Here is a 12,573-nt window from a genome sequence, read left to right as displayed (position 1 = left end):
ACCCTTTCTAATAAGTGAAGCGGCTAATACAACCAGAAGTTGGTGATGCCCCCGCTGTCGCAGGGGCAGAGGTGGCATTCTTACGCGCTCGTTCCGGGTCAGCGCTTCAGCCCGGCCGAAATCACGCAGAGGAGTTCGAAGAGAATTGTCGCACCGGTCAGCGCCGTCAGCCCGCCGATGTCGAAAGGCGGAGAGACCTCGACCACATCCGCGCCCCGGATGTTCAGCCCGGCCAGGCCGCGCACCATGGTCTGGGCTTCGCGGGTGGTGAATCCGCCGATCTCGGGCGTGCCGGTGCCGGGCGCCATCGAGGGGTCGATCCCGTCGATGTCGAAGGTGACATAGCAGGGCGTGTCGCCCAGGATGCGATGCACTTCATCCACCACACCTTGCGGGCCAAGCCGGTCGGCCTCCTCGATATAGATGATGCGGATGCCCTGGTCTTTCGCCCACTGATGTTCGTCAGCGGCATAGACCGAGCCGCGAATGCCGATCTGCACGATTTTATGCGGATCGAGAATCCCCTCTTCGATGGCACGGCGGAAGGGGGTGCCATGGGTGTAGAGATTGTCGCCGAAATAGCGGTCATTGGTGTCGGAATGGGCATCGAACTGCACGAGGCCCAGCGGCCCTTCACCCCGCGCCTTATGGATCGCGCGCAGGACCGGCAGCGTCGTCAGATGGTCGCCCCCGACCGACAGAGGCAGCGCCCCCGCCGCGCAGATCGCGGCAATCCCGGCCTCGATCTGCGCGAGCGCCGCCATCAGGTCGATGGGCTGCACCTCGATATCGCCGACATCCGCCACCGAGACCAGCTCATAGGGGATCACGCCCGAGACATGATGGCCGCGCCGCATCAGGCTCGACTGATTGCGGACCTCGCGCGGGCCATGGCGGGCGCCGGCGCGGTTGGTGGTGCCGCCATCCCAGGGGATACCGACCAGGGCGATATCAAGGCCCTCGGGCGTGTCCGGGGTGGGCAGCCGCATAAAGCTCGGACGACCTGCGAAACGCGGCACCCGGGAAGCATCGACGGGTTCATGGAGGATGCGGGTCATGTGATGGGCTCCTTACAGCGCGCGCGTCATATAAAGCGAATTCGGGTCATGGCTGTAATCGCCAAAGGCCTCGCATTCGGTGAACCCGGCCTTTTCATAAAGCCGCTTTGCCGGGGTGAAGATCTCTTCGTGCCCGGTTTCCAGCGAGAGCCGCTGATATCCATCCCCCTGCGCCGCCGCGATCAGATGCGCCAGCATCTGTGACGACAGCCCACGCCCGCGCGCCTCGGAAAGCACATGCATGGATTTGATCTCGGCATGATCCGGTGTGATCCGTTTCAGCGCGCCCATTGCCAGCGGCGCCCCGGCCTCGCGCAGCACGAAAAACCGCGCATCCGCCGCCGCCAGCGCCGATTTATCCATCATATAGATGCTTTCGGGCGGGGTCTGGGCGTGCATATCAGCGGTATGACGGTCAAACAGCAGCGCCAGATCGGGCGTGAGCGGGTGTTCTTCGGAAATGGTCGCGGTCATGGCGGATACCCCTTTGCACCGGGTTATGACTATCCAGGTCCCGGCGCGGGTCAAGAGCGCACCGTCAGGGACAGGCAGAATGGAAAAGGCCCCCCGATATGCCGGCGGGCCTTTGTCGTTTCAGGCAGCGTCCGGTTCAGCCGGGCTGCTTATTCGGCGGGAACCTTATCCGCCAGCGCGGTCAGCGGATGCGCCAGATGCGGCAGCATCTCTTTCGGGCAGACCTGAAGGAAATTGCCGCGCTCGCTGTCCCATTCGGCAAGGATCCTTTCGGCCTTGCGCGAGCCGGTCTCGGCATGGTGACGTTCCACCAGTTCTTTCAGCTGCGCCTCCCAATGCGGGTGGCCAAGGCTGTTGGTCAGAAGCCCTTCCGGGTTGACCAGATCCGCAGCCCGGCCTTCGGGGTCGTAAATATAGGCCATGCCGCCGGTCATGCCCGCGCCGAAATTCGCGCCGACCGGCCCGAGGATCACCGCCACGCCGCCGGTCATATATTCGCACCCGTTTGAGCCGCAGCCCTCGATCACCACAGACGCGCCCGAGTTCCTGACCGCAAAGCGCTCGCCCGCGCGGCCCGAGGCAAAGAGGAACCCATCGGTCGCGCCGTAAAGCACGGTATTGCCGATGATGGTGTTGTCTTCGGCCTTAAGCGGTGAGGCCATTTGCGGCCGCACCACGATCACGCCACCCGACAGCCCCTTGCCGACATAGTCATTCGCGTCGCCCTGGACCTCGATCTTGATCCCGTTCACCGCGAAAGCGCCAAGGCTCTGGCCGGCATTGCCGGTCAGTTTCACCGTCAGATGGTCATGCTGCAGGCTGTTCTTCATCCCGAACTTGCGCACGATATGCGACGAGGCCCGCGTGCCGATGGTCCGCGACGTATTCCGCACGGCGTAAGACAGCTGCATCTTTTCGCCATCTTCAAAGAAGCGGTGGCCATCTTTGATGATCTCGGCATCCAGCGTGTCCGGCACCGCATTGCGCGGTTTCGAGCGGTCATAGGTGATCTTCTGCGTGCCATCGACCGTGATCAGAAGCGGGTTCAGGTCAAGGTCATCAAGGCTTGCGGCACCGCGCGAGACCTGGACCAGCAGATCCGGCCGCCCGATGATCTCATCCATCGAGCGCGCCCCGATCGAGGCGAGGATCTCCCGAACTTCCTGCGCGTAGAAGGTGATGAGGTTGACGACCTTATCGGCATTGCCGGTGAACTTGTCGCGCAGAGCCTTGTCCTGGGTGCAGACGCCGACCGGGCAGGTGTTCGACTGGCACTGACGCACCATGATACAGCCCATCGCGATCAGCGCCGCGGTGCCGATGCCGAACTCTTCCGCGCCCATCATCGCCGCCATGACCACATCGCGCCCGGTGCGCAGGCCACCATCTGTGCGCAAGGTCACCCGCTCGCGCAGGTTGTTCATGGAAAGCACCTGATGCGCCTCGGTCAGGCCCATTTCCCAGGGCAGGCCGGCATATTTGATCGAGGTGCCAGGGGACGCCCCCGTGCCGCCATTATGGCCCGAGACAAGGATCACATCGGCCTTGGCCTTGGCCACACCGGCGGCAATCGTGCCGACGCCGCTGGCCGAAACCAGCTTCACCGTCACTTTGCAGCGCGGGTTGATCTGTTTCAGGTCATAGATCAGCTGCGCCAGATCTTCGATCGAATAGATGTCGTGATGCGGTGGCGGGCTGATCAGCGTCACGCCCTTGGTGGAATGCCGCAGGCGCGCGATCAGATCGGTCACTTTCATGCCCGGAAGCTGGCCGCCCTCGCCGGGCTTGGCGCCCTGGGCTACCTTGATCTCAAGCTCTTCGCAGGCGTTCAGATATTCTGCCGTGACCCCAAAGCGCCCCGAGGCCACCTGCTTGATCTTGGCGCAGGGGTTATCGCCATTCGGGAACGGGTGCTGATGTGCCGGGTCTTCACCGCCCTCACCCGAATCCGACTTGGCGCCGATCCGGTTCATCGCGATGTTGAGCGTCATATGCGCCTCGGGCGACAGCGCGCCCAAAGACATGCCCGGGGTCACAAAGCGTTTGCGGATCGAGGTGATGCTTTCCACCTCTTCAATCGGCACTGGTTTTCCAAGCGTCTTGATGTCCAGGAGGTCGCGCAGATGGATCGGCGGGTTCGACCGCATCGCGGCGGAATAGGTCTTCCACAAATCATAGCTTGCGCGGTCGCAGGCCGCTTGCAGCATATGCATGGTCTGGGCTTCCCAGCCATGTTTCTCACCCGAGCGCCGCGCCTTGTAGAAGCCGCCGATCGGCAGCACATCCGCGCCGCCGAGCCAGCCACGGGCATGGACCTCTTCCAGCTTCTGCTCGACGCCGTGCAGACCGATCCCCGATATGCGCGAATGCATGCCGGGGAAATATTCGGCGACCATCGCACGCGACAGGCCAACGGCTTCGAAATTCAGACCACCGCGATAAGACGAGATCACCGAAATCCCCATCTTCGCCATGATCTTCAGAAGCCCCGCGTCAATCGCATCGCGGTAGCGGCGCATTGCTTCGACAAGGCTGCCCTCCAGCAGGCCCCGCTCGATCCGGTCAGCGATGCTGTCCTGCGCGAGATAGGGGTTCACCGTGGTCGCACCACAGCCGATCAGCACCGCGAAATAATGCGGGTCGATACATTCCGCCGAGCGCACATTGATCGAACAGAAGGTCCTGAGCCCCTCGCGCGTCAGCCAGCTGTGCACGGCTGACGTCGCGAGGATCATCGGCATGCCGACTTTCTCCACGCCCTGATGCTCATCCGTCAGGATCAGCTGGCCTGCGCCAGACCGCACCGCGTCTTCGGCCTCGGCCCGGATCCGTTCCAGCGCATTTTGCAGGTCGTTCAGCGTCGGGCCGACCGGGAAGGTGCAGTCGATAAAGGCGACATGCTCGCCGAACTGCTTCACCATCGCGTCGAATTCGGCATTGGCGACGAAGGGGCTTTCCAGCACCAGGATCTCGGTCTGGCTGGAGTTTTCATCCAGCACGTTGCGCAGATTCCCGAAACGCGTTTTCAGCGACATCACCCGGCCCTCGCGCAAGGAGTCGATGGGCGGGTTCGTCACCTGGCTGAAATTCTGGCGGAAGTAATGCGACAGGGGCCGGTAGATTTTCGACAGCACCGCAGGCGGTGTGTCATCGCCCATCGAGGCGATCATTTCCTTGCCGTCTTCGGCCATCGGGGCCAGAACCTGCTCCAGATCCTCGACCGAATAGCCGGCGGCGATCTGACGCTTGCGCAGGTCCGACCCGGCATAAAGCGCATGTTCCGGCAGCGCGTCGAGATCGGGCGACAGATGGGTGATCTTGCCGACCCATTCGCTATAGGGCTGGGCGGAAGCGAGTTTGTTCTTCATCTCGGTGTCGTGGTAGAGCTTGCCCTCTGCCATATCGACCGCGATCATCTGGCCCGGCCCAAGTGCGCCTTTTTCGCGGATGGTCAGCTCATCCACCGGCACCATCCCGGCCTCGGACCCCGCGATTAGCAGCCCGTCGCCGGTGATCACATAGCGCATGGGCCTGAGCCCGTTGCGGTCGAGGCCACCGCAGACCCAGCGGCCATCGGTCATCGCCAGCGCCGCCGGGCCATCCCAGGGCTCGATCACCGAGTTGCAATAGGAATACATATCCGCCCAGGCCTGGGGCATGGTGTCGGTCTGTTTCGACCAGGCTTCCGGCACCAGCATGGTCTTGGCCATCGGCGCCGAGCGGCCCGAGCGCACCATCACCTCGAACACCGCATCCAGCGCACCGGAATCAGACGTGCCGCCCGGGATGATCGGCTTGATGTCTTCTGCCATCTCGCCGAAAGCGCTCGATGCCATGCGGATCTCGTGCGATTTCATCCAGTTGACATTGCCCTTCAGCGTGTTGATCTCGCCGTTATGGGCAAGCATCCGGAAGGGCTGCGCCAGCCACCATTGCGGGAAGGTATTGGTCGAATAGCGCTGGTGGTAGATCGCAAAGGCCGAGACGAACCGCTCGTCCTGCAGATCCGGGTAGAAGACCGAGACCTGTTCCGCGAGCATCATGCCCTTATAGATCACCGACCGGCAGGAGAGCGAACACAGATAGCAGCCGTAAATGCCCGAAGCGGTGACGGCTTTCTCGATCCGGCGGCGGATGATGTAGAGCTCGCGCTCGAACTGCTCGCGGTCGATTTCTTTTTCACAACGGATCAGGATCTGTTCGATCTCGGGGCGGGTGGCATTGGCCTTTTCGCCCAGCACCGAAATATCGACCGGTACATGGCGCCAGCCATAGATATAATGGCCCATGCGCAGGACTTCGGTTTCCACGATGGTCCGGCAGCGTTCCTGCGCCGCGAAATCGGTACGCGGCAGGAAGACCTGGCCAACCGCGATCCATTTTTGCGGATCGGGTTCATGGCCGGTGCGCCGCACGACGTCATAGAAGAAATCGACCGGGATCTGGACATGGATCCCTGCGCCATCGCCGGTTTTCCCGTCGGCATCGACCGCGCCGCGGTGCCAGATCGCTTTCAGGGCGTCGATCCCCGCCTGCACGACCTTGCGCGAGGGCTTGCCCGAGACCGCTACGACGAGACCCACGCCGCAGGAGGAATGTTCATCCTCATCGCGGTAAAGGCTGTGCTCGCCCATGAAAGCACGTTTGGCTTCTTCGGCTTTCGCCCAGGCCTCATCATAGATCGTCATGGCTCACTCCTCTTGGGCTGGCGGCGGAAGCATCGCCATAAACTCTGCTTCCGTTATCTGTCTGGCCGGACCGGCAAAGGCGAAAGCCTGGGGCCGGTGATCGACATAGATTTCATTGGCAAGGGTCACGCCGGACAATTGGTCCATCAGACCCGCCGCCAGGTAATAATCCGCAGGCGCCCCGGGCGCGGTCAGCCGATACCAGAGCGAAGAGCCGCATGTGCCGCAAAATGAGCGTTCGGCCCAGTCTGACGAGGCAAAGCTGCGCACCGCCTCCTGCCCTTCGATGCGGATATCGGCCTCGGGAACGTCGAGGGTGACCAGCGCCACCCCCGTCCAGCGTCTGCACATGCTGCAATGGCAGGCATTCACCTCATGCGGGGCATTCGAGACGGTGACCCGCACCGCACCGCACAGGCATTGTCCGCGCGTCTCAGTCGCCATAACGCGCCCTCCACAGCCGCTCCAGCGCCGGATCGGCAGGAGCCTCGGTCATCAGCGGATCGCAGTCATAAAGCGGGCGGGGGGAGGCGAATCCAGGCTCCCCGGGGAAGATGAAGTCGATCGGGCTGCCGTCGATCGGCAGCCATTGGCCATCGCCCAGATCGCTCTGGCCGGGGCCGGAAAAGAACAGCCGCATCTCGCGCGAAACATATTCATTGCCGCGCGAGCGCCGGACCTGGGCGCCATCGGCATCAATCTCGAAGGCCTCGAATTCGGTCTCTTCCAGCACGACGCCGTCAATGGTCACGCTGCGACCGGTCAGCCGGTCAAAGCCGGTAACAGTGGTGTCAAAGCCGGTATTGCGGGTCAGCGAGAATTCAAACGTGTCGATCCCGGTTGCAATCAGTTCCGAGAATGAGGCCGGATCGGCGGCGTTCGGCGCCAGCATCTGCACCGTTCCGGCACCTTCGCCTTCGCTGATACTCTCGACCCATTCGGTTTCGGAATTGATCCGCGACCGGAAGAAAAGCCCCTCCTGATCGAAATCGGCGCGCCACTGATCGCCTTTCTGATCGGCAGTGCAGGTATAGTAATTCGACACCCGGCAGCCCTTGGCCTGCACGGTCATAAAGATCTCGCAGCTTTCCGGAGCAGACCAGGTCCGCGCCCCGGCAATGCCCGCCAGCAGCGGCAGCAGCGCAGAAGACAGGGTGACGGTGAAAAAGCGGTTCATGTCGGCGAGACCTCGTAATCAGGGAGCATTGCCCCCGACTGTACCTTGCTTCGGATGGTATCGGTATTCACTTCAAAGCCATCTGCGCCGGAGCGGACCAGCGCGAGGGCGCGCGGCCCGCTCCAGGTCGTGAGAGCGGTGGCATCAAAGGGCCTGGCTGCTGACGGGGCAGGGGATACCGCCACGGCGCAGAGCAGAGCAAGGCAACGGATCATGGCGTTTCTCCCGAAAAGGGTCACTCGGCCGCGACAGCGGCATGACCGAGGGAGTCGATGATCGCATCTGCCGCCTCGCGGCCGTCACGGATCGCCCAGACGACAAGACTCGCCCCGCGCACGATATCACCCACGGCATAGACACCCGGGATCGAGGTCGCATGGCTGCGGAAATCGGCCTTGATCGTGCCCCAGCGGGTGACGGTCAGTTCGTCGACGCCCCAAAGCTTCGGCAAGGCCTCGGGTTCGAAGCCGAGCGCCTGCACGACCAGATCGGCGGGCTCGACATAATCGGCGCCCTCGATCACCTCGGGCGACTGACGGCCCGAGGCATCCGGCGCGCCGAGACGCATTTTTTGCACCATCACGCCTTCGACCTCTGTGCCGCCCGAAAACCCCTTCGGTGCCGCGAGCCAGACGAAGTCCACGCCTTCCTCTTCGGCATTCTGCACCTCGCGCTGGCTTCCGGGCATATTGGCCCGGTCGCGGCGGTAAAGGCATTTCACCGAAGTTGCGCCCTGGCGGATCGCGGTGCGCACGCAATCCATCGCGGTATCGCCGCCGCCGATGACCACAACGCGCTTGCCGCTCGCGTTCAGGCTGCCATCTTCATATTCCGGCACAGAGTCGCCGAAAGAGAGCCGGTTCGACACGGTCAGGTAGTCGAGCGCTTTCACAATGCCGCGCGCGCCCGAGCCGGGGGCCTCGATCTCGCGGATCTTATAGACGCCGGTGGCGATCAGCACGGCGGTGTGACGCGACCGGATCTCTTCGAACGACAGGTCAACGCCGACGGTGCAGTTCAGCACAAAGGTCACGCCCGAGGCTTCCAGCTGTTCCACCCGGCGCATGACGACCGGCTTTTCCAGCTTAAATCCCGGGATGCCATAGGTCAGCAGCCCGCCGGCGCGGTCATAGCGGTCATAGACGGTGACCTGCACACCGGCGCGGCGCAGCCGTTCCGCCGCCGCGAGCCCGCCCGGGCCTGCGCCGATGATGCCCACCGATTCAGCGCGTTCGCTATGGGGGACAACCGGCTGGACCCAGCCTTCTTCCCAGGCCGTGTCGGTGATGTATTTCTCGACCGAGCCAATGGTGACCGTGCCATGGCCGGATTGTTCGATGACGCAATTGCCTTCGCAAAGCCGGTCCTGCGGGCAGATGCGGCCGCAGATCTCGGGGAAGGAATTGGTGGCCTGGCTGATCTCCCAGGCCTCTTTCAGCCGGCCCTCGGCGGTGAGGCGGAGCCAGTCGGGGATATTGTTGTGCAGCGGGCAATGCGACTGGCAATAAGGCACGCCGCATTGCGAACAGCGGCTGGCCTGTTCGGCCGCCTTTTCTGCCGCGAATTCGCGATAGATCTCGTCGAAATCCTGATTGCGGTCAGAGGCTTTGCGTTTCTCGGGCATCTCTTTGCCCAGGGAAACAAATTTCAGCATCTTTTGCGTGGCCATGGCTGCGCTTCCCTCAAAGCAGGTTCCGGGTGCGCCTTCCTACATCTGAGGGGATTCGAATAAAAGTCAGCATGGCTGACCTATATGCGGATTTGGGGAACCCGTGATCAAAAATCCTCTGAAAATTCCCGAAAATAGGTCAGCATTGGTTCCGAAGCCGCCTATTTGCCCGCCATAAGCGCGATCAGCGCTGCCGTTCCCACGATGATTCGCCACCAGCCAAAGATCGCATAGCCATGGCGGCTGACATAAGAGAGCACCCATTTCACCACGAGAACCGCTGCAAGGAAGGCCACGGCGAAGCCGACCGCGATATCCCAGACCGCGCTGAAATCGAGATCATTGCGGGTTTTGAACAGATCATAGGAGACTGCGGCGATCATGGTCGGCAGGCTCAGCAGGAAGGAAAACTCGGCCGCGGCGCGTTTCTCGACCCCCATCATCAGGGCACCGACAATCGTGGCGCCAGAGCGCGAGACGCCGGGGATCATCGCGATACACTGGCAAAACCCAATGGCGAGCGACTTGCCCAGCGGCAGTTCCAGCGCGTCGAAATGCTGCGGTTTTGGCGCGATACGGTCCACCACCAGCAGGATGACGCCGCCGATGATCAGCATGATCGAAATCAGCTTCGGCGATTCAAACAACACGCTCTTGATATAGCCATGCGCCAGCAACCCGATCACCACGGCGGGCAGAAAGGCCAGGGCCACTGACACAATAGCGCGCCGCGCCGCCATGTCATGGCGTGCATCCATGAAAAGCCGCCCGACCTTGACCGCAAATACCGATGTCAGCGCCAGGATTGCCCCAAGCTGGATCACCACCTCGAAGGTCCGGCTGTCCGAGGTGAAGCCAAGGAAATGCCCCGCCAGCAGCAGATGTCCTGTCGATGAGACCGGAATAAACTCAGTGAGCCCTTCCAGGAGACCCAGAAAGGCGGCGATCAGCGTGTTGTCCAATATCTCAGACCTTCTTCAGGTTTTTTGCCGAGTTCTTGATGGCGGCATATTGCCCGGAGGGACGGAAGCGCCACAGGTAATCCGGAATCACCGCTTCAAAAGCCGAGGCAGTTACGCCCAGAGCGGCGAAGCCGCGCGCGCCCTCAGTCACCACATTATCGGCCTTCAGCATTTTCAGCTGATCGCGGGTGAGGATCCTGTTGACGATCAGGCCGCCGGTCAGCACTTCGGCCATGTCAAAGCCGAAGGCCGGCAGCGACATCAGCCCGCCTGGCAGGTTGAGGATCAGGCGACGACGCTGGATCACCGGCAGCATGCGGTGCAAAAGATCCTGGAGCGGCATCGCCTCGGGCCCGCCCAGTTCGTAAATCCCGGCAGCGGCATCAGAGGTGACGGCATTGACCGCGGCCAGGGCCACATCATCGACCCAGACCGGCTGGAAGCGGGTCTGGCCACCGGCAATCGGCAAGACCGGCGCGAATTGCGCCATGCCCGCGAATTTGTTGAAGAAGCTGTCCTCGGTGCCGAAAATCACCGAGGGGCGCAGGATGACCGCGCCGGGGAATTCCGCCGCGATTGCGGCCTCGCCGGCGGCCTTGCTGCGGCCATAAAGCGAGGCGCTGCCGGCATCGGCCCCGAGCGCCGAGATATGGATCAGCTTTGCCACACCGGCCTCGCGCGCGGCGCGGGCGATGATCGTGGCGCCGTCGACATGTACCGCCTGGAAGTTGTTCCGGCCGCGGCGGCGGAAGGTTCCGACGCAATTGACCACCGCATCCGCGCCAAGGGCTGCGCGTTTCACACTGGCTTCATTGCGGATATTGCACAGGATCGGTTCGACCTGGCCCGGAGCGCCATAGGGTTTGACGAAGATCGCTTCATTCGGGCGGCGTACCGCGACGCGGACCCGCCAGCCAAGGCCGGCAAAGCGCCGGGCGATATAGCGGCCGACAAAGCCCGACCCGCCGTAAATGGTGACCAGCTTGCTCATGCGGAAATCTCCCCTGCGGGCGTCGCGTCCATTCCCCGTTCCATAGCCCCCGGACGTCGGGCCAGCAAGCCCAAAGCCCGATGTGAGGCCCGCGCCAGCCGGCCTTTCACACGAGCGTCAAAAAATCTTGCGATTTCCGCGCGGGCCCGTGTTGACAACCCTTTGCCCCAGGGCTACATCGCCCTCACTGAAGCGTGCCCAGATGGCGGAATTGGTAGACGCACTGGTTTCAGGTACCAGCGCTGCAAGGCGTGGAGGTTCGAGTCCTCTTCTGGGCACCATTTACTCTCTACCAAGAGTAGATAATTCAAAGACTTCAATGACATGCCGGTCCTCTCGGTGCACACTCAGGCACACGAGAGGCACACATGGGGCTCATCTTGAAGTACGTTGAGCAAACCAAATCAGGAAGCTGGCAGTATCGTCGCAGGGTGCCGAAAGAGGTTGCTGCGGTGATCACCAAGCGCGAGTTCAAGCGCAAGCTGGGCGATTCCCAGAAAGAGGCCCTCGCGGCGTATCCCCGCTACCATGCAGAGGTCGAACGCGAGATTGCCGAAGCACTTCGCTCCTTGTCCCGATCTGCTTCCGCAGGCGCGCCCGGTGCCAGCGAACGTGACGCCTATGCCGAAGCACTGCGCCGCCGTGCCAGTTTGATTGCAGCGGGTGCTACTGAGGCTGCCCTTGCCAACGAGGCTGACGCGATTGCCGCGCGTTATCCGCAGGATGAATATGAGCCTGTTGGCGCTTCCACCATCGACCGTCACACAATCAACGTCCTGAGGCTTGGCCCTGAGCGGCATAAGGCACCCGCCCCCACCCTCACCGATGCCCAGCGGCTCTACGTGTCAGAGAAGATCGGGGATGGCGAAGGTGCTGATACGCAATCGGAGGCGCGCGTCTCGCGTGTAATCCGAATGGTCGTCGCGGCCCTCGGCAAGAACCCCGTGCTGGCCTCTCTGACACGTGAGGATGCCCGCAAGGTGCGCGATGCGATGCTAGGCCGGTTAAAGTCTACCGGTGCGCAAGTGTCGGCTGCATCGGTGAAGCGCGAATTGAACGTGCTCAAGGCTGTGATCAACTTCGGAAAGGTGGAGTTCGGACTGCCGGAGACTTTCCAAAACCCCTTCAATAAGCTCGATCTGGGCGCGACAGCATCCCGCCAGCGTGATGGAGAAAAGCGTGACCCGCTGCCCCCGAAGATTCTTGCCGAGGTTCATAAGAGGATCACCTCAGGAGCGAATCCCGCTCTAGCCCAAATTTGGCGTATCCTAGCGGGGACAGGATGCCGGATTGCCGAGATTACCGGGCTGCGGGTCGAGGACGTGGAGACCAAAGGGGAAACACCGCATATCCGCGTCACATGGAATGAAGATCGCCGCCTAAAGACCAACGCTTCAATCCGTTGTGTGCCGCTCGTCGGAGACGCTCTGGAAGCGGCCAAGGAAGCGGTCATGGCTGCCAGCGGAGGCACTATGCTCTTCCCTCGCTATGGTCGTCTATGAATAGCCCCATGTTTCGTGGACGCCTTCTTCGCTAACTTTGAGGCAAGGAGGC

Annotated in this window: 10 protein-coding genes and 1 tRNA gene; 2 read left to right on the top strand and 9 right to left on the bottom strand. The window is 62.3% G+C overall.

The window, feature by feature from the left end:
- Positions 1 to 98: 98 nt before the first annotated feature.
- The 9 genes from speB to JC607_RS12875 all read right to left on the bottom strand — a co-directional run bounded on the left by speB (position 99) and on the right by JC607_RS12875 (position 11,019).
- Positions 99 to 1,058 (bottom strand): agmatinase, encoded by a 960-nt coding sequence (gene speB / locus JC607_RS12915; protein ID WP_198837333.1) that lies wholly within the window; start codon positions 1,056 to 1,058, stop codon positions 99 to 101.
- A 12-nt stretch (positions 1,059 to 1,070) separates the two neighbouring features.
- Positions 1,071 to 1,532, bottom strand: a complete 462-nt coding sequence (locus JC607_RS12910; protein ID WP_198837332.1) for a GNAT family N-acetyltransferase — start codon at positions 1,530 to 1,532, stop codon at positions 1,071 to 1,073.
- A gap of 149 nt (positions 1,533 to 1,681) precedes the next feature.
- Positions 1,682 to 6,220 carry a glutamate synthase large subunit gene (gene gltB / locus JC607_RS12905; protein WP_198837331.1) on the bottom strand — a complete coding sequence of 1,513 codons (4,539 nt, stop codon included), beginning with the start codon at positions 6,218 to 6,220 and terminating at the stop codon, positions 1,682 to 1,684.
- A 3-nt stretch (positions 6,221 to 6,223) separates the two neighbouring features.
- Positions 6,224 to 6,664 (bottom strand): GFA family protein, encoded by a 441-nt coding sequence (locus JC607_RS12900; RefSeq protein ID WP_198837330.1) that lies wholly within the window; start codon positions 6,662 to 6,664, stop codon positions 6,224 to 6,226.
- Positions 6,654 to 7,397 (bottom strand): hypothetical protein, encoded by a 744-nt coding sequence (locus tag JC607_RS12895; RefSeq protein WP_198837329.1) that lies wholly within the window; start codon positions 7,395 to 7,397, stop codon positions 6,654 to 6,656. The genes JC607_RS12900 and JC607_RS12895 overlap by 11 nt, the downstream gene beginning before the upstream one ends.
- Positions 7,394 to 7,612 carry a hypothetical protein gene (locus tag JC607_RS12890; RefSeq protein ID WP_198837328.1) on the bottom strand — a complete coding sequence of 73 codons (219 nt, stop codon included), beginning with the start codon at positions 7,610 to 7,612 and terminating at the stop codon, positions 7,394 to 7,396. The genes JC607_RS12895 and JC607_RS12890 overlap by 4 nt, the downstream gene beginning before the upstream one ends.
- A gap of 20 nt (positions 7,613 to 7,632) precedes the next feature.
- Positions 7,633 to 9,066, bottom strand: coding sequence for an NAD(P)-dependent oxidoreductase (locus JC607_RS12885; protein ID WP_198837327.1), 1,434 nt, complete (start codon positions 9,064 to 9,066; stop codon positions 7,633 to 7,635).
- Between the two features lie 161 nt (positions 9,067 to 9,227).
- The gene (locus JC607_RS12880) at positions 9,228 to 10,031 is read right to left on the bottom strand and encodes an undecaprenyl-diphosphate phosphatase (RefSeq protein WP_198837406.1); all 804 of its coding nucleotides are present in this window, start codon (positions 10,029 to 10,031) and stop codon (positions 9,228 to 9,230) included.
- Between the two features lies 1 nt (position 10,032).
- On the bottom strand, positions 10,033 to 11,019 hold the full coding sequence (locus tag JC607_RS12875) for a complex I NDUFA9 subunit family protein (protein WP_198837326.1): 987 nt from the start codon (positions 11,017 to 11,019) through the stop codon (positions 10,033 to 10,035).
- Positions 11,020 to 11,215: 196 nt separating this feature from the next.
- Between JC607_RS12875 and JC607_RS12870 the strand changes: the two genes are divergently transcribed.
- Both JC607_RS12870 and JC607_RS12865 read left to right on the top strand, forming a co-directional pair.
- Positions 11,216 to 11,300: transfer RNA gene (locus JC607_RS12870), tRNA-Leu, on the top strand.
- A gap of 87 nt (positions 11,301 to 11,387) precedes the next feature.
- Positions 11,388 to 12,521: a tyrosine-type recombinase/integrase gene (locus tag JC607_RS12865; RefSeq protein ID WP_198837325.1), complete on the top strand. Its 1,134-nt coding sequence runs from the start codon at positions 11,388 to 11,390 to the stop codon at positions 12,519 to 12,521.
- Positions 12,522 to 12,573 lie beyond the last annotated feature (52 nt).

Origin of the sequence: Paracoccus sp. IB05 (genome assembly GCF_016405985.1) — a bacterium.
In the GTDB taxonomy this organism is placed as follows: Bacteria; Pseudomonadota; Alphaproteobacteria; order Rhodobacterales; family Rhodobacteraceae; genus Pseudogemmobacter.
This window is presented reverse-complemented; position numbering and strand designations above follow the sequence as displayed.

Bases quoted from the DNA above. Each gene is read 5' to 3' on its own strand.
- speB (WP_198837333.1), bottom strand. From the start codon at position 1,058: ATGACCCGCATCCTCCATGAACCCGTCGATGCTTCCCGGGTGCCGCGT.
- JC607_RS12910 (WP_198837332.1), bottom strand. From the start codon at position 1,532: ATGACCGCGACCATTTCCGAAGAACACCCGCTCACGCCCGATCTGGCG.
- gltB (WP_198837331.1), bottom strand. From the start codon at position 6,220: ATGACGATCTATGATGAGGCCTGGGCGAAAGCCGAAGAAGCCAAACGT.
- JC607_RS12900 (WP_198837330.1), bottom strand. From the start codon at position 6,664: ATGGCGACTGAGACGCGCGGACAATGCCTGTGCGGTGCGGTGCGGGTC.
- JC607_RS12895 (WP_198837329.1), bottom strand. From the start codon at position 7,397: ATGAACCGCTTTTTCACCGTCACCCTGTCTTCTGCGCTGCTGCCGCTG.
- JC607_RS12890 (WP_198837328.1), bottom strand. From the start codon at position 7,612: ATGATCCGTTGCCTTGCTCTGCTCTGCGCCGTGGCGGTATCCCCTGCC.
- JC607_RS12885 (WP_198837327.1), bottom strand. From the start codon at position 9,066: ATGGCCACGCAAAAGATGCTGAAATTTGTTTCCCTGGGCAAAGAGATG.
- JC607_RS12875 (WP_198837326.1), bottom strand. From the start codon at position 11,019: ATGAGCAAGCTGGTCACCATTTACGGCGGGTCGGGCTTTGTCGGCCGC.
- JC607_RS12865 (WP_198837325.1), top strand. From the start codon at position 11,388: ATGGGGCTCATCTTGAAGTACGTTGAGCAAACCAAATCAGGAAGCTGG.